The sequence below is a fragment of the Paraburkholderia sp. ZP32-5 genome, from assembly GCF_021390495.1.
In the GTDB taxonomy this organism is placed as follows: Bacteria; Pseudomonadota; Gammaproteobacteria; order Burkholderiales; family Burkholderiaceae; genus Paraburkholderia.
In genome coordinates, this window is record NZ_JAJEJP010000002.1 from 2,706,540 (window position 1) to 2,726,154 (window position 19,615).

Consider the following 19,615-nt stretch of genomic DNA (forward strand, 5'->3'; position numbering starts at 1 on the left):
CAAGCAGGGGTTTCCAGCGACAAATCCGAGTGGACAAGTGCGTCGATGTTTCCAGAAGGAAACTTTGAGCAACGTTTGGACGCACGCAGAGCCCGCACAACCCGCTGCCCCAGTTGCCGGAGCGCCGCCCTCCCCGTATGATTGAGTAATCACTCAGTTATAGATCTCCCTCTTATTCATGGCCCGCCCGAAAAGCGAGGACAAGCGCAATGCCATCCTGTCCGCCGCCGTCCAGGTGATCGAGGAACAGGGTCTGGGCGCGCCGACGGCCAGGATCGCAAAGTTGGCGGGCGTTGCCGAAGGCACGCTGTTCACCTACTTCGACAGCAAGGACGCACTGCTCAACGCACTCTATCTGACGCTCAAGGACGAACTGCGCGAGGCGCTCGCGCCTGATTTTCCACACACGGAAAATCTGCGCGAGCGCGCGCTGTACCTGTGGACCAGCTACGTCGACTGGGGCGTCGCCAATCCGCACAAACGCAAGGTCATGCTGGTGCTCAGCGCATCGGAGCGCATCACCGAACAGTCGCGCGCGGTCGGCATGCAGGCCTTTGCCGACGCCGGCATGCTGATCGCGGACTGCATCGCGCGCGGCCATCTGCGTGACCAGTCGCCGGCTTTTGCGTCGGCGATCATGGGCGCGCTGGCCGAGACGACGATGGACTTCATCGTTCGCGAACCGCGTCAGCGCCAGAAATATCTGGACGCCGGCTTCAACTCCTTCTGGAACGCCGTCACGCAATCATGAGAACCCGAGTTTTTTTGTCTTTTTAAATGAGTGATTGATCACTCATAACCACAAACGAAAGGAGCACACGATGTCCAAAGTCTGGCTTGTCACTGGAAGTTCGCGCGGCCTCGGCCGGCATATCGTCGAAGCGGCGCTGGCCGCGGGCGAGCGCGTCGTCGCAACCGCGCGCGATCCTAAGCAACTCGACGACCTCGCCGCCCTCCATGGCGAGCGCGTGAAAATCGCGGCGCTCGACGTCGTCGATCCGGCCGCGGCGCAAGCCGCCGTGCAGGTTGCGCTCGACGCGTTCGGGCGCCTCGACGTGCTCGTCAACAACGCCGGCTTCGGCCATATCGCGCCGTTCGAGCAGACCCCGGAAGACGACTTCCACGCGCAGATCGACACGAACTTTTATGGCGTCGTCAACGTGACGCGCGCGGCACTGCCGGCCATGCGCGCGCAGAAGTCCGGGCATATCCTGAACGTGTCGTCGGTCGGCGGCCGCATGGGCACGGCGGGTATGGCGGCCTATCAGTCGGCCAAGTGGGCCGTCGGCGGCTTTACGGAAGTATTGCGCGAGGAACTGACGCCGATCGGCATCCATATGACGGCGCTCGAGCCGGGCGGCATGGCCACCGATTGGGGCCAGGAGGCAGGCAGCCGCATACCGGCGCTGTTGCCCGACTATGAGCCGTCGATCGGCGCATTGCTGAAGCTGTTCGCCGACTACATGGGCAAGGAGCGCGGCGATCCGCGACGCGTGGCGCAGGTGGTGCTCGCGCTTGCTTATCACGATGCTCCGCCCGCGCATCTGCTGCTCGGCAGCGACGCGCTTCATTTTGCGAGCCAGGCCGAAGCCGCGCGCAATACCGCCGGCGAGCAGTGGCGCGAGATTACGCTGTCGACCGATTTCGGGACCGACGGCGCGATCCCGGCGATGCCGCGAGCGTGAGAACGATCCGCGGAGAACGACGATGAAAGTTCTGATCTACGGCGCGACCGGCATGGTCGGCCAGGGGGTGCTGCGCGAATGCCTGCGGGCGCGCGACGTCGAACTCGTGCAGACGGTCGGACGTCGCGAGACCGGCATCGAGCATCCGAAGTTGCGCGAGAAAGTGCTGGCCGACCTCGCCGACAGCCGTACGATCGAACCCGATCTGAGCGGCTTCGACGCGTGCTACTTCTGTCTCGGCGTATCGTCGTTCGGCATGTCGGAGGCCGATTACACACGGGTGACCTACGACCTGACGCTTGCTATCGCGACCACGCTCGCGCGCCTCAATCCGCGGATGACCTTCGTCTACGTGTCGGGCTCCGGCACCGACAGCAGCGAGCGCGGCCGCACCATGTGGGCGCGAGTGAAAGGGCGAACCGAAAATGCGCTGCAGCGTCTGCCGTTCCGTGCCGTCTATCTGTTCCGGCCCGGTGCAATCGAACCGCTCGAAGGAATCCGTTCGAAGACACGCATGTATCACCTGGTCTATATGCTGACGAAGCCGCTATGGCCGCTGCTGCGCGTGGTGCTCGGAGACCGGCTGGTGACGACGGCCGACGTCGGTCGGGCGATGCTCGCGGTCACGACACGCGGCGCCCCTAAAAACGTGCTGGAGGCACGCGATCTGCACGCGATTGCGGCGGATCAGGCGCGGCGTGATGCAACGGTCGATGCGGCGTAACACACGAGGCATGTGAGGTATGTGAGGCGTGAGGCGCGTCACTGGATCGGGCACGTAAGCGAGCTATGCGCACGCTTACGCATCCACCCCCGCCATCAACCGGTCGACCAGCACACGCGCAAACGGCGGCAGATCTTTCAGACTACGCACGCAGATCTTCAACTTGCGCTCGGCCCACGGATCGTTCAGACCTACCAGCGCAATCTGCATCGTATTCCGATGCCGTACCGCCACCGACTCCGGCACGATGCCGATCCCGACACCCGCTTCGATCATCCGGCACGCGGCCTCGAAATTGCCGACCTGGATGCGCAGTTTCAGCCGTGCGCCGAGTGCATCGGCGGCGCTCATGATGAACGCGTGAATCGCGCTCGACGTCGGCAGGCTCACGAAATGCGCGTCGAGCAGTTGCGAGAAATCGACCGACGGCAAGCCCGCGAACCGATGATCGAGCGACGTGACCAGCACGAGCCGATCGTCGCGATACGGCAGCACCTGCAGATGCTCCGCATGCACGTTACCCGCGACGATGCCGATATCGGTCGCGCTATCCGCGACGCCTTTGACGATCTCGCCGCTCAGCACTTCACGCAAATCGATGTTGACGTCCGGATGATCGCGCAGAAACTCGCTGAGCACGGCCGGCAGAAACTCGCTGATGGCCGTCGTGTTCGCCCAGATGCGCACGTGTCCCTTGATGCCCTCGCCGTACTCCTGCATGTCGCCCGCCAGATGTTCGACGCGTTCGAGCACGAGCCGCGCGTGATGGACGAACGCTTCGCCGGCGGGTGTCAGCGTCACGCCCTGGCTGGTGCGATAGAGCAGCTTGAAACCCAGTTGCTGTTCGAGATTCTTGACCCGGTTACTGGCAGACGGCGCCGATAGATGCGAACGCTCGGCCGCGCGCGCGAGGTTGCGGGTGTCGGCGATGTGAATGAGCAGCCGTAGATCGATGAAATCGAAATGCATTTTGAAAGCCGGGGATGATGCGAGTGCCGAGGAAGTGTTCATCTTAACCGCGTGATCGTCCAAGCCCGAGCCAATGTCCACGCCGATCTATACTGGGGCTCTCTGGAGACCGCAATGACTAATCCCGAAAAGCTGCATCCGCTACGTCCGTTCCTGAAGAACTGGGTTTGGGAACACGGCCGAGTCGGCACGCGATTCCTTGATTGCACCGATGGCGCAATCAGGTTCGATGAAGGCAAGAAGTCGCGCTTCGCAAACGAAGAATACATTTACGTGCCGCTCGACAGCGATGCGGAAAGCGATGCATCCGCGGAAGGTCCCGCGATTCAGGAAGCGGGGCTTGCCAGGTTTCTGAAGGCTGCGCAGTTGGGCAAGCCCGAGGAAGCCGGCACTATCGCGGAGATCCAGCGCGCGGTGCAGGACTGCGTGGAACTCGGCCTCTTCAGCGCCTATCAGCGGGACGCCCGTGAGGCCACCGCACGCTACGCGCAGGAACCGATGTTCGAGGATGAAATCCGCGCCGCGGTTGTCGACGACATCCGGCGTGTCTACGCGGGCATGCGCAAGCAACTGGCGCTGTACGATTTCAGTGTGCTTTACGGTTTGCCGACGCCGCTGCTTATCAGCGAGGCGCCGTTCATCGACTGGCGTACGCGCGCCACTCCCGCCCTTCCGTATGTGTCGCTTCCTCTTGGCCCATATTGCCTGCTAGTGGGTGCGCCATCGGGCAGAAGCAGCCGGGTTGGCCCCGTGGTGTGGAAGTCCGTTTCGGCAATGGGTCCGTTGAAAGATCACAACCGCCAGATCGTCGAGCACGCAAGATCGTGGCTGGTTGCGACCACGGATGATCAACTCGTCGCGGTACAAAGCCGCTTTGCGGAGGCTGGCGACCCCAAACCGGAAGACGGGAGGCCGTGAGCGAGGTCGGTGAAAAACGGGCAACGGGAAGCGGCTGAATTGTCAGAGGCAGGTGCTTTTGTCTTAGTATGGCGCCGCCCAAATCAACCAAGCCCTCACCGCCCCGCACTCTGCCCCCCATCCACGTGCAGAATTTCCCCCGTAATAAACGGCGCGGCATCGAGAAACAGAATCGCGTTGGCGATATCGCTCATCTCTCCCATCCGCCCAAGCGGATGAAAAGCCCCTAACGCTTCATAGGTGTCCGGCGCATGCATCGGCGTCTTGATGATGCCTGGCGCCACCGCATTCACGCGAATACCCTTGCTTCCGTATTCGATCGCCAGTGATTTCGTCGCCGCATTCAGTCCACCTTTCGTCAGCGCCGCCAGCACCGTATACACGCCGCTCATCGCGACATCGGCGGCACTGGACGTCACGCTGACCACGTGCCCACTCGAATGCTTTTCCATTTCAGCAATAGCAAGCTGAGTGATGTAATAGAACCCGGCCACGTTCACATTCATCACCGCTGCATAATCATCGGCGGTGTGCTCGGTAAAAGGCTTGCCGATATAAATGCCGGCGTTGTTCACCAGCGTATCGATGCGGCCAAATCGCGCGACACCCTCCGAAATCACTCGGCGCGCGGTTGCCGGATCACCGATATCGCCGGCGATAGTCAGAATATTCGCGTCATCCGTCGGCTTGATCGAACGCGCGGTCGCCACGATGCGGTAATCGAGTTTGCGAAACGCCTTGACGACTTCGGCGCCGATCCCTTGCGATGCGCCGGTAACGACGACCACCTTATGTGACGTGTTCATGCTTTACCCAAACCCGGAAAGTGTTATTCGATTCCAATGCCGACCGCGCAAATGGCTCACATCGACGCCGATATAGCCGCGTCAATCCCAAATCGGCATCAACCCTTTTTGGCCTGCGCCAGCCACTGCTCAAGACTGATCCGCCCAATCCGCGCCTCGCCGAGCGGCACGAGCGATTGCTCCTCCACATAGCCGCCGTAATAACGCGCATCGCGATCTTTCACCACCGGCCGCGCGTCGCCTACCGATTTCAAATAGCGCGCGACGATCTCCACAAACGGCGCACGATCCGGCCCGGCAATATCGACCGTGCCGTTCAGCGGCGCGGCGAGCGCGACCTGCGCGAGGGCCGCCGCGACATCGTCGGCGGCGATTGGCTGGAACAGTCCATCGCCGATGCGCACGGTGCCGTCTTCGGTGCCGAAATCCGCGATGCCGCCGATGAACTCCATGAACTGCGTTGCGCGCACGATCGTGTACGGCACGCCCGCTGCCTCGATCACCTCTTCCTGCGCGACCTTCGCGACGAAATACGCGTTGTCCGGCGTGCGTTCACAGCCGACGATCGACAGCGCAACGTGATGCTTGACCCCCGCGGCCACTTCGGCCTTGCCGAGGTTGCGCGCCGAGTTGCGGAAAAAGTCGAGCACCGCCTGCGGCTCCCATGACGGTGCGTTCGTCACATCCACGACGACATCCGCACCCGCGAGCGCTTCGCTCAGGCCTTCGCCCGTCACGCTGTTGACACCGCTGCGCGGCGACGCCGGAAGCGCCTGATGACCCGCTTCACGGAGCAGCGCAATGACACGCGATCCAATCAGACCCGACCCACCGATAACGACGATTTTCATGGCAGTTTCTCCAGATGAAAGTAAGTGAACGCGCGGAGCGCCTGGCAGGGCTGTATCGCAAGAAAGTGTGTGCCGCCGTCGCATCGCGTGAGGCTATTGTGGAAGAATCATGTCCTATGAAGAAGTGCCAAGAATCGGTGCTCCAACTAGTCCAAAGCGGACGCTGTGCCCGCTACCTCCGAGACCGTCATGAGCGTATCGACTCCCGCATTGACCATCGAAATCGATCGGCGGCAACAGGTGCCGATCTATCTGCAGATCTGCGAGCGTTTCAGGACTGCGATCGCCGCGGGGCATCTGCGGCCCGGCGACCGGGTACCCGCGCTGCGCGGCCTCGCGACGCAGCTGAACACCGCGCGCGGCACGGTCGAGCTTGCCTACACGATCCTCGTCGATGAGGGCTATCTGCAGATGCGCGGCGCGGCGGGCACGTTCGTGTCGTCGTCGCTGCCGGCATCGGTGATGCAAGGTGTTGCGGACACGCGCGGCAGGTCCGGCACAAAGGGACCCGGCACCCCGCCACAGCCCCCCGCAGCATCGCGCGACGCTCCCGCGCCGCCGCGCCCGCTCGCCGTCGTGATGAGCGGCGAGCCGCGCCCGTTGCAGCCCGGGCTGCCCGGGCTCGACGCCTTTCCGGCCAAGGTGTGGAACCGGCTCGTGGCGCAGCGCGCGCGCAGCGGCGACCGGGCGATCCTCGCGTATCCGGACCCGGCCGGCTATCGGCCGCTGCGCGAACATATCGCGACCTATCTCGGCCTGTCGCGCGGCGTGACCTGCGTGCCGGAGCAGGTGTTCGTCACCGGCGGCTACCGCGCGACGCTCGAACTCGTGCTGCGCAGTCTCGCGCGACCGAACGAGCGCGTGTGGTACGAGGATCCCGGTTATCTGCTCGCGCGTGGTTTTCTGGCGGAGACCGGCGTGCAACTCGTGCCGGTGCCGGTGGATAGCGAAGGGATTGATGTCGAGCGCGGCATACAACTGGATGCGCAAGCATGCTTCGCGATGGTCACGCCGTCGCATCAAAGCCCGCTCGGCCATACGTTGTCGCTCGCACGACGGATGGCGCTGCTGGACTGGGCGGCGCAAGCGTCCCGCTGGATCATCGAAGACGACTACGACAGCGAGTTCCGTTACGTGGGCCGGCCGTTACCGGCGCTGAAAAGTCTCGACCGTCATGACCGCGTGATCTATTGCGGCACGTTCAGCAAGGTGATGTTTCCCGGCTTGCGGCTCGCGTATGTGGTGGTGCCGGAGCGGGCCGTCGAGCGCGTTGGACGCGTCGCGCGCAGCATGAACGCCGGTTCGCCGACGCTCTTGCAGGCCGCGCTCGCGGATTTCATCCGGCAGGGGCATTTCGCGCGGCATCTGAAGCGGATGCGCGCGTTGTACGGCGAGCGGCGCGTGCTGCTCGTGCATGCGCTGGAGCGGGCCTTCGGCGAACGGCTAAGCGTCGATCTGCCGCCGGGCGGCATTCAGTTCGCCGCGCGCTTTGCCGAAGGCCCCAATGGCCCCGTCGACGATATCGTGGTCGCCGCGCGCGCCAGTGAAGCCGGGCTCGCGGTGCTGCCGCTTTCGAACTGGTACGCAACCGGCCGCGCGCCGCGCACGCCGCGCGGTCTCGTGCTCGGTTTCGCGAATATTGCCGATGCGGACGAAGCCGACCGGCTCGCGCGCAAGCTGCGCGCGTGTCTGGAAGGCTGACGCGCGTGGCGTGTGGGGACGTGCGGGGACGTGCGGGCGTGACGAATGCCGGATTCCTTTCTTGACCAAAGCTTGACCAGATCTTGACCAACGCCGAATCTCTGACTAATGTCAGAGATTATGAACACCGACGACATCGAACAGGTCCGCAGCTTCAACCGCATCGTGGCCGAGGCGATCGGCGCGACCGACGACCAGTTTCTCGGCCGCGGCCGGCCGATGGCCGAATCGCGGCTGCTATGGGAAATCGGCCACGACGGCGCCGACCTTCGCGACCTGCGCGCACGTCTGAACCTCGATTCGGGCTATCTGAGCCGCATGCTGTCGTCTTTGCAGCGGCAAGGGATGGTCGGCGTTCAGACCGACCCCGCGGACCAGCGGGTACGCCGCGCCGGCTTGACCAGCGCCGGCCTCGCGGAACGCGTGGAACTCGACCGGCTATCGGACGAAGTCGCGCTGCGTGTGCTCGATCCATTGAGCGATCGTCAAAGGTCGTCGCTGCTCGCGGCCATGTCCGAAGTCGAGCGTCTGCTGCAGCCGTGTCTGGTCCGCTTCGCGATCGAGGATCCCACGAGCGACGACGCACGCTGGTGCTTCGAACAGTACTTCGCCGAGCTCGATCAACGTTTCGATGCGGGCTTCGATCCGTCACTCAGCCTGTCGGCCGATGCCGATGAATTGACGCCGCCGGCAGGCGCGCTGATTCTCGCGAGACTCCACGGCAAGCCCGTCGGCTGCGTGGCCATCAAGCTGCATGGCAAAGCACCGGCCGAACTGAAGAGAATGTGGGTAAGCCCTTCCGGGCGTGGTCTGGGCCTCGGCCGTCAATTGCTTGTCGAAGCCGAAAGACAGGCTCGCGAGATGGGCGCGAGCAAGATTCGTCTGGAGACCAATCGGACGCTGTCGGAGGCAATCCGTTTATATCGGCATGCCGGTTATGTCGAAGTGCAAGCGTTCAGTGACGAACCGTATGCGCATCATTGGTTCGAGAAAAAACTGGGCGCTCAGGTGAAGCGGCGGCAAGGCGTCGCGAAATAGCTGGCCGCTCAATTCAAAGGAAACCGGCATGGAACCGTTGTCCGTTGTGATCTTTGCAAGCGCGTTGCTGTTGAACGCTGCGACACCCGGCCCGAGCGTCGTCGCGTTGGTCTCGCGCGTCATCACGAGCGGATGGCGCGGCATCATGCCGTTTGTCGCCGCGATGTGGATCGGCGAAGTGATCTGGCTCAGCATGGCGATGGCGGGATTGAGCGTGCTTGCTCAAACCTTCGAGTCCATTTTCGTCGTCCTCAAATGGCTCGGAAGTGCTTACCTGTGCTGGCTGGCGCTAAAGATGTGGCGGCAACCAGTCGATCAAACCAATGATGATTTGCCGCGCACACGTTCGGCACTGTCGATGTTCGGCGCCGGCATGGCCGTCACGCTGGGCAATCCGAAAGTGATGGTGTTCTACGTTGCGTTGCTGCCGTCGCTGATCGATCTGTCGTCCGTCGGCTTCCGGCAGTGGGCCATTGTTGCAGCGGTGACGCTCGGCACGTTGGTCACGGTCGATCTGAGCTGGATCTTTGCGGCCCATAAGGCGCGCTTCCTTCTGCGAACCCCGCGCGCGCTTCGCATCGCCAATCGCGTCGGCGCGTTTGCGCTCGGCGGCGCGGCCGTCACGATTGCCAGCAAAAACTGAACGGGCCGAATCAATGCAAGCAGAAATCAGAAACGCCCACGCGGAAGATCTTTCCAGCATTCAGCGCATCACCGAACGCGCCTACGCGGTATGGCTTCCCGTTCTCGGCTTCGCGCCGCTGCCGGTTGTCGAAGATTACGCGCCACGTATCGCGCGCGGCGAAGTGAGGGTGGCTTGCGAGCATGGAGAGGTAACGGGACTCATCGTCGTCGAGTCTCACGACGGCCATGATCTGATCTTCAATGTCGCCGTGGACCCGGATCATGCCGGCGGCGGATTGGGCTCCCGTTTGATTGCCGACGCCGAGCGCCACGCCAAAGCAAACGGTAAGTGCTGCATCAAGCTCTATACGAATGCGCTGATGAGCAGAAACATCGCGTTCTATCTGAAACTCGGCTATGTCGAAACGGACCGGCGGCCGCATCCGTCGCGCGCCGGTTCGACGATCGTCGATATGGCGAAAAGTCTTTGATCCACCGAAGACCATGCCTGCCTACGGCGGATTTCGCATGGTCGTGCTTTCCCGCTGAAACAGAACCTACGGCGCCGACACCTCGATCAGGTGCTGCAAGGTGCCCAACGAGTCCGCATCCATCGGCAGCATTTCGCAGCCTATGCAGCTCCATCCAGCCTCGTTATCTTCCGATATCCAGCGAACCGACAGGCCAACGGCCAGGAAGATTTCATCGCCGCCATCGATCGGCAACGACTGCAACCAGCCTGAAATCGTCTCCCCCTTCGAGAACAGGCCGCGCCTCGCGTACAGTAATGCTCCGTGCATACTTAGATCGGCGACTCGCGCGAGAGCGCGCCCCTCCTTGCCTAGCAGGGTCGGCGCGAACAACATTTGAGCGCGGTCTTCCCTGCGCAAATCCAGTTTCCCGGTCATAGACATAGCACCTGTTTTTTTAAGTCTGGTTGCTGCATCGTGGTTTCGCCATCCAGCGGCGATCGGCATGACTTCTGGCGTGCCGCATCAGCTTCGATTACCCCGAACCTGATGCGACCTTCTCACTTTCGCCACGAACATGCAGCCGCATGCACCACCAGCTATCGGCCCAATGACCTTCGAGCAAACCGGTTCGCGGCATCGCGAGGCAAAACGACATTATTCCCTTAGTAGCGGATTCGCGAAACAGGGACGAGCGAAGTTCTTTCCGAAGTTGTTTCCGAAGTTCCTTCATTACGTCTTGATAGACTTGCGCCATCAGAAAGAAAAGCAGAGCGAAAACGCGTGAATCTCGACGAATACTACAAGCGGCTGAATCTGTCGCGCACTGCGTCGCCGTCGGACGTCAAGCGCGCATACCGCCGCTTGAGAGCGAAGTACCACCCGGATCGCAACAAGGGACGCGAAACGACGGTCGCGCCGGTGTTCACCCGTATTCAGGAGGCGTTCGAGATCCTGACCGGCAAGCGCGCGCCGCCCGCTTCGCCGCCGCCATCGGCATCGGCATGGGCCGAACGCCCCAGCCAGCCGCCCCGCCCGGACCCGCACCGCAACGCGCCCGCGATGCGCGGCGCGAACTGTCTGATCGAACTCTTCGTGCCGCTCGAAGCGGCGATCCACGGCGGCGAGATACAGGCGAACTACCCAGTCAAGGAGCCGTGCCACGTGTGTCAGGAAAGGGCCGCCGCGTGCACGGCCTGCAATGGCAGCGGTGTATCGGCGACGGGCAAACAATGCGCCGCGTGTGGCGGAAGCGGCCGCCCACGCTCGGGCGACGCCTGCCCGGCCTGTCTCGGCACGCGTAGCCGCGTCACGATGAAGTCGGCGGCGGTGACGATTCCGCCAGGTGCATGGGATGGTCAGCGTCTGGTTATCGAAGGCGGCGGCCATCTCGGCGTCAATGGCGGCCCGGCGGGCGACGCGATCTGCTCGGTCGCGATCGTGTGCGATGCGGCGTTCCGTCGCGACGGGTTGAATCTCGCTTGCGAGATTCAGGTTGATTTCGTCACGGCGATACTCGGCGGCAGCTACGAAGCGACTATCCTCGGACGCGCGCACCAGTTGGCCATTCCGCCGAACGCGCAAGCCGGCAGCAAGATCCGTCTTGCCAAACAGGGACTCGTGGACCGCAACGGCTCGCGCGGCGACCTGACGCTGCACCTCGTGCTGGCGATGCCCGCCGCGGCCTCGCATTTAAACGGCGACGAACGACAACGATTGCGCGACATGTTTGCCGATGCGGAATTGCGCAGTCGCCGGCTGGTCGGGGGCAGTCGTTAGGCGGGTTTTCGTGCGTCATCGTGATTGCGGACAGGCGAGCGTAGCCCGAATATTTTTCCGGCTGGCTGTCGATTCGATGACGGCTCGACCGTCGTTGTCTGGTAACACGCACAGCCGGCCAGAGCCCGAGGTATGCCGTCCTCGGCGAGTCCCGGCCGCCCCCGCAATCCGACTCAGGAGCAAACGCCGTGAACACACTCGACAAGCCGGTCCTGCAAGCCCTGGATGACTACAAAGCCGCCGTCCTCGCCAAAAGCGTCGATGCGTTCGTCGCGCTATACGACCAGCACGTGCTGGTCTTCGATATGTGGGGCGCCTGGTCGTACAACGGGATCGCAGCCTGGCGGCAGATGGTGGAGGGCTGGTTCGGCTCGCTGGGAACGGAACGCGTGATCGTGGACTTCAGCGACGCGCAGACAATTACCGCCGACGATCTTGCCGTCGTGCATGCGTTCGTGAGCTACAAGGCGATCGACACCAACGGCGTGGAATTACGCTCGATGGACAATCGCACGACCATGACGCTCGGGCGCAACAGCGATGGCTGGAAAATCGTCCACCAGCACACGTCCTCGCCCATTGACGGTAGCACCACCCAGGCTATTTTCAGGCGTCGATAAAGCGCCGCCGCCATCGCGCGATAGCCCCAAGCGCGAAAGATCGACCCGGCCAGTCCGGGTCATTCGACATCGCGCCGCAGCGCATCAATAATCATGGCTGCTGTGTTCCCAATCCATTTGCGACGTGCTTTCTGCCTGGATTCCAGCCATGAAACCCTTGCTTGCCGGTCGATGCCTTTGCGGCGCCGTCCACTACACGGTCAACGACGAATTCGTCTATGCGTTGAACTGCCACTGCTCGAACTGCCGCCGCGCGACCGGCTCGGCATTCAAACCGTTCGCGGGCATCGAACGCGACAAGCTGCGCATCACGCAAGGCGAAGACAGCATATCGATTTTCGGCGACGAGCGCGCATCGCACGATGTGCACTGCAAGGTATGCGGCAGCCTGATGTTCTCGTTGGTGCGTAACGGTGAATACGTCCACGTCACACTGGGAACGCTGACGGATACGCCGACGATTCGTCCGAGCGCGCATATCTTCGTGGGCTCGAAAGCACCGTGGTACGACATCACCGACCAGTTGCCGCAACACGACGAATTCGACTGATGGGGCACGAGGCTGCCATCGCATCCCGTTCAGCGCCGCGCCCGAACTTGCGCACTTTCGGTCAAGACTGGCACCGCACCACGCCGTTAAAGTAGCCCTCGAATTGAAGAGGAAAGGCAAGCGAGTGACGGAAGATAAAGCCAGCATCTATGCAGCGCGTTTCGAGCGGCTGCTCGACTACATCGACCTGCATCTGGACAACGCGTTATCGGTGGAAGAACTGAGCCGCGAGGCCAACTTCTCCCGCTTTCATTTCCAGCGACAGTTCTCCCACTACGTTGGGATGAGCGTCACCCGCTACGTGCAATTGCTGCGTCTGCGCCGGGCTTCTTACCAGCTGGCGTTCGAACCGCATCGCCGGATCATCGACATCGCGCTGGATGCCGGCTTTGAAAATCCGGAGTCGTTCTCCCGCGCGTTCAAGAACTGCTTCGGACAGACGCCCTCTCAATTCCGCGACCAGCCTGCATGGCAGCCCTGGACTGAACGTATGCAATTGCCCGAACGGCAAAGGAGTATTCCCATGGAAGTGAAAGTAGTCGATTTCGCGGAAACGATGATCGCGGTGCTCGAGCATCAGGGGCCGCCGGAACTGATCTTCGAATCGGTTCAAACCTTCATCGACTGGCGCAAGAGCAGTGGCCTGTCGCCCATCGCCACCAGCCGCACCTTCGGCCTCGCCTACAGCGACCCAGCCACCACGCCGCCGGCGGAATTCCGCTTCGATGTCTGTGGCGAAATCAGTAGTCCGGTGCCGGCTAATCCGCAGGGCGTCGTCACGAAGCGTATCCCGGCCGGCCGTTACGCGACCGTGCGCCACCACGGCTCGACCGATCGCATCAGCGGCAGCGCCTACTATCTGTACCGCGAGTGGCTGCCGCAAAGCGGCGAGGAATTAGGCGACTTCCCGCCTTTCTTCCACTACGTGACGCGGATTCCCGATGTCCCGGAACATGAGCAGGTGACGGACATCTACCTACCGCTGAAATAGCCTCTCGCGGGCGGCGCGACGAGTACCGCGCCGCCCGCCTCTCCCCACCTCACCCACCCCAGATAGTTTTTCTTCTCCGCCCCCACAGATCTTCTCATTTGCCGCCCTGTCCCCCAACGACGATAGTTGAGTCACCGGAACGCAGCGCTGCTTACCGACCTCCCGACAGACTCATATCGACGCAAAGGACACACATCATGAAACTGGCAAACAAGGTAGCCCTGATCACCGGCGGCACATCGGGCATCGGCCTCGAAACAGCGAAGCTCTTTCGCGACGAAGGCGCGAAGGTCGTCGTCATCGGCACCAACGAACAACGCTTGCGCGAAGCACAACAAGTGCTCGGCGAGAACAGCATGACCCTGCGCGCCGATTTGCGCGATCCGGCGCAGATCGACAAGGCCGTGGCCGAAGTCGTCGAAACGCACGGCGCGATCGATATCGTGTTCGCCAATGCCGGCGCGGGCACCGCGGCGCCGCTTGAAGCCGTCACGCCGGCACAGTTCGACGAACAGTTCGCGCTGAATGTCAGCGGCATCTTCTTCACGATCCAGAAAAGCGCGCCGCATCTGCGCGACGGCGGCAGCATCGTCGTCACGACCTCGTTTCTGAACACGGTCGGCACGCCGGGCCTGTCGGTGCTGTCCGCGACGAAGGCCGCGGTCCGCTCGCTGGTGCGCTCGATCGGCGCGGAACTGGCGCCGCGCGGCATTCGCGTCAATGCGGTGAGCCCCGGCCCGATCGCCACGCCGTTCGCGAGCAAGCTCGGGTTGCCCGAAGAAGATCTGCGCAAGTCCGGCGAAGCGCTCGTCGCGGCGGTCCCGCTCAAGCGCTTCGGCGACGCGGTGGAAGTCGCTAAGGCCGCTGTGTTCCTTGCCAGCGACGACGCGTCGTACGTGACCGGCGCCGAACTGGTGGTCGACGGCGGTCTGTCGCAAATCTGAGCACACACACGATGATGGGCAACGACCGGTCATGCAGTAGAAGCCGGTCGTTCTCACAACCGTCAGTTTCCTACGCGCCGGCGAGCGATCGACCCACGCGCGCGGTCTCGCGGTAAAGTCGCCATACCTTACCGCTCTCCCACCACCATGCGCGCACCCCACAACCTCAACGCCCTACGAGCCTTCGAAGCGGTCGCCCGGCATCTGAGCTACACCACGGCGGCGGCGGAGCTGAACGTGACGCCCGCGGCGGTCGGCCAGCTCGTGCGCAGTCTCGAAAGCTATCTGGATGTCGAACTGTTCCATCGCTCGTCGTCCGGACCGGCGCGGCTCACGCTCACCGATGCCGCGCGGGCCGCGCTGCCCGACCTGCAGGGCGGCTTCGATCTTCTGTCGAATGCGGTGGAACGGCTCAGAGCGAGCAAGTCGCGCATCGCGTTCACGCTGACGGCGCCGGCCGCCTTCGCGGACAAGTGGCTGCTCGCGCGCGTCGAACGTTTTCAACGCCGGCATCCCTATTACGATCTGCGCATCGACACGAGCCCGCATCTCGCGGATTTCACCGCCGAGCGTATCGACATCGGCATTCGCTATGGCGCGGGTGTGTGGCCCAATCTGGTGTCGACGTTTCTGTTGCGCGACGAGTTTTTCCCGGTATGCAGCCCAACGCTGTTACGCGGCCGCCACGCGCTCAAGACACCGGCCGATCTGCGCCATCACGCGTTGATCCACGACATGTCGATGAGCGATTCCGGCGTGTTCCCGACGTGGCGTTCGTGGCTGCTGCATGCCGGCCAGCGCGATGGTGTGGACACCGATCGCGGTTTGCGGCTCAACGACTCGGCGCTCGCGTTCCAGGCGGCGATCTCCGGCAACGGTGTCGCGCTCGGCAGAACCACGCTGGTGGAACGCGACCTCGCCGAAGGCCGTCTCGTGAAGCCATTCGATATCGTGCAGAGCTGCGAGCTCGCCTACTACCTCGTGCATCGCAAGGAAAGCAGCCAGTCCGCACCCGTGCTGGCGTTCAAGGAATGGCTGCTCGAAGAAGTGGGCATGCGCTAGGCCACGCCGCGCTCGTTACTGCGCGAGCAATTGCTGCAGCTGGCTGAACTCCACCGGCTTCAGAAGATGCGCGGCAAACCCGGCGGCGGCGGATCGCGCCTTGTCCTCCTCCTGACCATAGCCGGTGATCGCAATGAGCCGGACGTGCTGCATATCCTTTTCCGCTCGAATCAGCCGCGCGAGTTCGTAGCCGTCGATATCGGGCAGGCCGATGTCGAGCAGCACGATGTCCGGGCGAAAACGCGCCAGCAATGCGAGCGCGGCGCGGCTCGAATACGCGGCCGTGACCTCGTGACCATCGGCCTGCAGCAGCGCCGCCAGCAGATCGGCGGCATCGCGGTTGTCGTCGACTACCAGAATGCGACGCGTCGTGGCTGATGTTTGACGATCCGTCATCCCGGTCGTTGAATGGGCCTCCGTCAACGGCAGCCGGATTTCAAATGTCGCGCCGCGGTCCGGGCCATCGCTATACACGGCAACCGAGCCGCCGTGCATTTCGACCAGCCGCTTGACGATCGCGAGACCGATGCCGAGCCCGCCTTGCGAGCGGTCCAGCATGCGCTCGCCCTGCGCAAACAGTTCGAAGACCTTCGGCACCATGTCGGCCGAAATGCCGACACCGTTATCGCTGATCGTGACGACTGCATCATTGCCGTCCTGCCGCGTTCGCACACGAATCTCGCCTGCCGGCGGCGTGTACTTCGCGGCGTTCGCGAGTACGTTGCCGAAGCACTGCACGAGCCGCTGCGGATCGCCCATCACGGTCAACGCCTGAGGACCGGAATGGACCGCGATCGTGTGCCCCTTCGCGCGCACCAGTTGATCGATGCTCTCGATTGAATTGGCGATCAGATGGTCGAGACGCTGCGGCGCGCGCCGCAATTCGATCTTGCCCTGCGTGATACGCGAAATGTCGAGCAGATCGTCGACGAGCCTCGTGAGCTGAGTCACCTGACGCTCGATGATGTCGACGGTCCGGCGTGCCTGTGACGGCTCGGACAGCAGAAGCTGCAACAGATCGGCGGCGCTGCGCAGCGGTGCGAGCGGATTGCGCAACTCGTGCGCAAGCATCGCGAGGAACTCGTTTTTCTGCCGGTCCGTTTCTTCGAGCGCACGCTGTTGCCGTTGCAGCGCTTCCTGCGATCGACGCTGTTCGGTGATGTCCGTTGCCGCGCCGAACCATTCGACGATCTCGTCGTTTTCGTCGAACAGCGGGATCGCCCGTGAGAACGTCCAGCCGAGCGTGCCGTCGACGCGGATCACCGGATGCTCGAGTTCGAACGGCGAGCGCGTGCGGATCGCGCGATCGATCGCCGCGATCACGCGCGGCTGGTCCTCGGGGCTGATGTACTTGTCGAGCCAGGTCTGATTCGGACCGGCTTCATCGGGAATGAAATTGCGTCCCTGCAATTGCCGCATTTCACGCCAGTCCGCGCTCATCCGATACACGACGTCGTTGGTCGTCTGCACGTACGCGCGAAAGCGCGCCTCGCCCTCGCGCCGCAGATGGACCAGTTCGAGCAGCGAGCCGATGCGGGTCAGCAGTTCGCGCGCATAGAACGGCTTGACGACGTAGTCGTCGGCGCCGGCGGCGAGTCCTTCGATGCGCGATTCCTCGCCGGCCCGCGCGGAGATCAGAATGACGGGCACGTCGCGCAAACCGGGGTCTTCGCGCAAGCGCGCGATCAGCCCGAAGCCGTCGAGCCGCGGCATCATCACGTCGGCGAGTATCAGGTCCGGCCGATTCTCCTCGGCACGCAGCAGCGCATCCTCGCCGTCGTGAACCAGCTCGACCGCATAGTGCGGCTGCAGCAGGTCGCGCAGATAGGCGCGCATGTCGGCGTTGTCGTCCGCCAGCAGGATGCGTGCGCCGTACGTGCGGGCAAAGCGTCCGTCGACCTGGCTCAGGCCTTCCGCCGGATCTTCGTCCCATACCGCCGGGCGCGCTTCCTCGCCGGGCAGCCAGCGCAACGCTTCATCGACATACGCTTTCGCGCCGCTCAACGCCGAGCGCGCGACGGCCGATGCCTGCACCCGCTGCGGCGGGATATGCGCGGTGCCGAAAGGCAGCGACACGCGAAACGTACTGCCGGCATCGAGCACACTGTCGATTTCGATCGTCCCGCCATGCAGCCGCACGATCTCCTGCACGAGCGCAAGGCCGATGCCCGAGCCTTCGTGAGTTCGCGAGCGCGCGCCTTCGACACGATGAAAACGTTCGAACAGCTTCGGCAATTCTTCCGCCGGCACGCCGACGCCGGTATCGGTTACCGAGAACAGAACGCGATCGCCGCTGCGCGTCAGCGCGATATTCACCTCGCCGTCGAACGTGAACTTCAACGCGTTGGAGATCAGATTGAGGACGACCTTCTCCCACATCGCGTGATCGACGTAGACCGGCTCGTCGAGCGTGTCGCATTCGACTCGGTAGCTCAAACCGGCGCGCTCCATCGCCGAACGGAACGAACTCGCGAGGTCGCGAGTGAGCGCGCTGAGATCGACGGGCGCATACGATGCCTCCGCGCGTCCGGCTTCGATGCGGGCGAAGTCGAGCAACGAGTTGACCAGCTTCAGCAAACGCTGCGCATTGCGATGCGCCACGTCGAGCTGGGTCCGCACCGCGGCCGGCAGGTTCGCGGCCATCAGCGCATCGGCCAGCGGCCCGAGCATCAACGTCAACGGTGTGCGGAACTCATGGCTGACGTTCGAGAAAAAGGCTGTCTTCGCGCGATCGATCTGCGCCAGCGCTTCCGCACGCCGGCGCTCTTCCTCATAGGCGCGCGCGTTGGTCACAGCCGACGCGAGCTGGCTCGCGACGAGTTCGAGGAAGCTCACATACTGCGCGTCGCAGCGGATGCATGCGCTGATGCCGGCAACCAGCACACCCGCCGGGCGATTCGCGACATTCGACTTGAGCGGCACGACGGCGAGCTGGTCCGGGGCGCTGGGCCAAGGCCCTTGCGGGACTTCGGACAGCACGCTCGCGAGGCCGTCGTGCATCTGGATCGCGCCGGTGCGCATCGCGCGGGCCAGCAATGCAGCCATGCCGTCTCGTGGTGATTCGACGTTGATGTCCGCAAGCGAATTGCCGCCTTGCTTGGCGCCCTGTTCGAAACCGCTCGACCCGGCAAGCCGCAGCGTGCCCGCCGCTTCGTCCGCCAGATACAGCAGTGCAAACGGCACATCCTTCGAATGCCCCGCCAGAATGCTGGCGGCGCGCTCGCAGGCTTCCGCGGCGGTGTTGGTTCCGGCCAGATGCGACGCGAGCTCGCTGAGAATCGTCAGCCGGCGCTCGCCGATCACCTTCTGCGTGTTCTCGACGACGGTGCCGAGCACGCCGCCGATGCCACGCGGCGCCGCATCGTCCGGGACCGGGCTGTAGCCGATCATGAAGTGGCTTTCCTCGGCAAAGCCGTGTCGGCGCACGACCAGCTCGATGTCGTCCATCCACGTGGATTCGCCACCGCTGAACGGCACGTCGACCAGCGGGCCGAGCACGTCGAACACTTCGTCCCAGCACTCGCGAAACGGCCGCCCCAGTGCCTGCCGAGGATGCTTGGCGCCGAGGATCGGCGCGTAGGCATCGTTGTAGATCTGGATATAGTTCGGCCCCCACCACAGCAGCATCGGAACGCGATTGTCGAGCACGAAGCGGACGATCAGCCGCAGGCTCGCGGACCAGCCGGAAGATGCTCCCAGTTCTGTCGACGCCCAGTCGAACTCGCTGACGAGCTGTGCCATCGAGCCGCCGCCGTTCGCGCTTCCGATGTCTGCGCCGGAAGATGGCTGCGGGCTGTCGTCGGTCAAATCCATGCGGCTCTCCTGATCACGAAAGGGTCAGTCGGTGCCGGGGGCTCGGCGCGAGCCTGCCGGCAACAGCCAT

At 63.4% G+C, this 19,615-nt stretch carries 19 protein-coding genes; 14 read left to right on the forward strand and 5 right to left on the reverse strand.

The annotated features are described in order from the left end of the window. Positions 1–178 precede the first annotated feature (178 nt). From L0U82_RS30865 to L0U82_RS30875, 3 genes are all read left to right on the forward strand, one after another. Positions 179–751: a TetR/AcrR family transcriptional regulator gene (locus tag L0U82_RS30865; RefSeq protein ID WP_233836977.1), complete on the forward strand. Its 573-nt coding sequence runs from the start codon at positions 179–181 to the stop codon at positions 749–751. Positions 752–821: 70 nt separating this feature from the next. Next, positions 822–1,685 (forward strand): SDR family NAD(P)-dependent oxidoreductase, encoded by an 864-nt coding sequence (locus L0U82_RS30870; RefSeq protein ID WP_233836978.1) that lies wholly within the window; start codon positions 822–824, stop codon positions 1,683–1,685. A 22-nt stretch (positions 1,686–1,707) separates the two neighbouring features. Continuing rightward, positions 1,708–2,409, forward strand: a complete 702-nt coding sequence (locus L0U82_RS30875) for an NAD-dependent epimerase/dehydratase family protein (RefSeq protein ID WP_233836979.1) — start codon at positions 1,708–1,710, stop codon at positions 2,407–2,409. A gap of 75 nt (positions 2,410–2,484) precedes the next feature. Here the strand turns inward: L0U82_RS30875 and L0U82_RS30880 are convergent, their stop codons facing one another. Then, entirely contained in the window at positions 2,485–3,378 is an 894-nt protein-coding gene (locus tag L0U82_RS30880) for a LysR family transcriptional regulator (RefSeq protein ID WP_233836980.1), read from the reverse strand. 114 nt (positions 3,379–3,492) lie between these two features. Between L0U82_RS30880 and L0U82_RS30885 the strand changes: the two genes are divergently transcribed. Next, complete coding sequence (locus L0U82_RS30885) at positions 3,493–4,296, forward strand: hypothetical protein (protein ID WP_233836981.1); 804 nt, start codon at positions 3,493–3,495, stop codon at positions 4,294–4,296. 95 nt (positions 4,297–4,391) lie between these two features. On the opposite strand, the gene L0U82_RS30890 is transcribed toward L0U82_RS30885, so the two are convergent. Both L0U82_RS30890 and L0U82_RS30895 read right to left on the reverse strand, forming a co-directional pair. After that, positions 4,392–5,102 carry an SDR family NAD(P)-dependent oxidoreductase gene (locus L0U82_RS30890; protein ID WP_233836982.1) on the reverse strand — a complete coding sequence of 237 codons (711 nt, stop codon included), beginning with the start codon at positions 5,100–5,102 and terminating at the stop codon, positions 4,392–4,394. 98 nt (positions 5,103–5,200) lie between these two features. Then, positions 5,201–5,953, reverse strand: a complete 753-nt coding sequence (locus L0U82_RS30895; RefSeq protein WP_233836984.1) for an SDR family oxidoreductase — start codon at positions 5,951–5,953, stop codon at positions 5,201–5,203. A gap of 189 nt (positions 5,954–6,142) precedes the next feature. Between L0U82_RS30895 and pdxR the strand changes: the two genes are divergently transcribed. The 4 genes from pdxR to L0U82_RS30915 all read left to right on the forward strand — a co-directional run bounded on the left by pdxR (position 6,143) and on the right by L0U82_RS30915 (position 9,807). Continuing rightward, on the forward strand, positions 6,143–7,654 hold the full coding sequence (gene pdxR, locus L0U82_RS30900; RefSeq protein WP_233836986.1) for a MocR-like pyridoxine biosynthesis transcription factor PdxR: 1,512 nt from the start codon (positions 6,143–6,145) through the stop codon (positions 7,652–7,654). Between the two features lie 108 nt (positions 7,655–7,762). Continuing rightward, positions 7,763–8,692, forward strand: coding sequence for a bifunctional helix-turn-helix transcriptional regulator/GNAT family N-acetyltransferase (locus L0U82_RS30905; protein ID WP_233836988.1), 930 nt, complete (start codon positions 7,763–7,765; stop codon positions 8,690–8,692). A 28-nt stretch (positions 8,693–8,720) separates the two neighbouring features. Then, positions 8,721–9,335: a LysE family translocator gene (locus L0U82_RS30910; protein WP_233836990.1), complete on the forward strand. Its 615-nt coding sequence runs from the start codon at positions 8,721–8,723 to the stop codon at positions 9,333–9,335. Then, complete coding sequence (locus tag L0U82_RS30915) at positions 9,292–9,807, forward strand: GNAT family N-acetyltransferase (RefSeq protein ID WP_233836991.1); 516 nt, start codon at positions 9,292–9,294, stop codon at positions 9,805–9,807. Before L0U82_RS30910 ends, L0U82_RS30915 begins: the two co-directional genes overlap by 44 nt. A gap of 66 nt (positions 9,808–9,873) precedes the next feature. On the opposite strand, the gene L0U82_RS30920 is transcribed toward L0U82_RS30915, so the two are convergent. Continuing rightward, on the reverse strand, positions 9,874–10,224 hold the full coding sequence (locus tag L0U82_RS30920) for a PilZ domain-containing protein (RefSeq protein WP_233836992.1): 351 nt from the start codon (positions 10,222–10,224) through the stop codon (positions 9,874–9,876). 345 nt (positions 10,225–10,569) lie between these two features. On the opposite strand from L0U82_RS30920, the gene L0U82_RS30925 reads away from it, so the two are divergent. The 6 genes from L0U82_RS30925 (at position 10,570) to gcvA (ending at position 15,732) form a co-directional block, all read left to right on the forward strand. Then, a complete protein-coding gene (locus tag L0U82_RS30925) occupies positions 10,570–11,565 on the forward strand; it encodes a DnaJ C-terminal domain-containing protein (protein WP_233836993.1) in 996 nt (331 codons plus the stop codon). Between the two features lie 188 nt (positions 11,566–11,753). Then, the gene (locus L0U82_RS30930) at positions 11,754–12,185 is read left to right on the forward strand and encodes a YybH family protein (protein ID WP_233836994.1); all 432 of its coding nucleotides are present in this window, start codon (positions 11,754–11,756) and stop codon (positions 12,183–12,185) included. Between the two features lie 148 nt (positions 12,186–12,333). Next, positions 12,334–12,735: a GFA family protein gene (locus L0U82_RS30935; protein ID WP_233836995.1), complete on the forward strand. Its 402-nt coding sequence runs from the start codon at positions 12,334–12,336 to the stop codon at positions 12,733–12,735. Positions 12,736–12,838: 103 nt separating this feature from the next. After that, positions 12,839–13,726, forward strand: a complete 888-nt coding sequence (locus L0U82_RS30940; protein WP_233836996.1) for an AraC family transcriptional regulator — start codon at positions 12,839–12,841, stop codon at positions 13,724–13,726. 197 nt (positions 13,727–13,923) lie between these two features. Further along, positions 13,924–14,670, forward strand: a complete 747-nt coding sequence (locus tag L0U82_RS30945) for an SDR family oxidoreductase (RefSeq protein WP_233836997.1) — start codon at positions 13,924–13,926, stop codon at positions 14,668–14,670. A 147-nt stretch (positions 14,671–14,817) separates the two neighbouring features. After that, positions 14,818–15,732 carry a transcriptional regulator GcvA gene (gene gcvA / locus L0U82_RS30950; RefSeq protein ID WP_233836998.1) on the forward strand — a complete coding sequence of 305 codons (915 nt, stop codon included), beginning with the start codon at positions 14,818–14,820 and terminating at the stop codon, positions 15,730–15,732. A 15-nt stretch (positions 15,733–15,747) separates the two neighbouring features. On the opposite strand, the gene L0U82_RS30955 is transcribed toward gcvA, so the two are convergent. Then, a complete protein-coding gene (locus L0U82_RS30955; RefSeq protein WP_233837000.1) occupies positions 15,748–19,545 on the reverse strand; it encodes an ATP-binding protein in 3,798 nt (1,265 codons plus the stop codon). Positions 19,546–19,615 lie beyond the last annotated feature (70 nt).

Bases quoted from the DNA above. Each gene is read 5' to 3' on its own strand.
- L0U82_RS30865 (WP_233836977.1), top strand. From the start codon at position 179: ATGGCCCGCCCGAAAAGCGAGGACAAGCGCAATGCCATCCTGTCCGCC.
- L0U82_RS30870 (WP_233836978.1), top strand. From the start codon at position 822: ATGTCCAAAGTCTGGCTTGTCACTGGAAGTTCGCGCGGCCTCGGCCGG.
- L0U82_RS30875 (WP_233836979.1), top strand. From the start codon at position 1,708: ATGAAAGTTCTGATCTACGGCGCGACCGGCATGGTCGGCCAGGGGGTG.
- L0U82_RS30880 (WP_233836980.1), bottom strand. From the start codon at position 3,378: ATGCATTTCGATTTCATCGATCTACGGCTGCTCATTCACATCGCCGAC.
- L0U82_RS30885 (WP_233836981.1), top strand. From the start codon at position 3,493: ATGACTAATCCCGAAAAGCTGCATCCGCTACGTCCGTTCCTGAAGAAC.
- L0U82_RS30890 (WP_233836982.1), bottom strand. From the start codon at position 5,102: ATGAACACGTCACATAAGGTGGTCGTCGTTACCGGCGCATCGCAAGGG.
- L0U82_RS30895 (WP_233836984.1), bottom strand. From the start codon at position 5,953: ATGAAAATCGTCGTTATCGGTGGGTCGGGTCTGATTGGATCGCGTGTC.
- pdxR (WP_233836986.1), top strand. From the start codon at position 6,143: ATGAGCGTATCGACTCCCGCATTGACCATCGAAATCGATCGGCGGCAA.
- L0U82_RS30905 (WP_233836988.1), top strand. From the start codon at position 7,763: ATGTCAGAGATTATGAACACCGACGACATCGAACAGGTCCGCAGCTTC.
- L0U82_RS30910 (WP_233836990.1), top strand. From the start codon at position 8,721: ATGGAACCGTTGTCCGTTGTGATCTTTGCAAGCGCGTTGCTGTTGAAC.
- L0U82_RS30920 (WP_233836992.1), bottom strand. From the start codon at position 10,224: ATGACCGGGAAACTGGATTTGCGCAGGGAAGACCGCGCTCAAATGTTG.
- L0U82_RS30935 (WP_233836995.1), top strand. From the start codon at position 12,334: ATGAAACCCTTGCTTGCCGGTCGATGCCTTTGCGGCGCCGTCCACTAC.
- L0U82_RS30945 (WP_233836997.1), top strand. From the start codon at position 13,924: ATGAAACTGGCAAACAAGGTAGCCCTGATCACCGGCGGCACATCGGGC.
- gcvA (WP_233836998.1), top strand. From the start codon at position 14,818: ATGCGCGCACCCCACAACCTCAACGCCCTACGAGCCTTCGAAGCGGTC.
- L0U82_RS30955 (WP_233837000.1), bottom strand. From the start codon at position 19,545: ATGGATTTGACCGACGACAGCCCGCAGCCATCTTCCGGCGCAGACATC.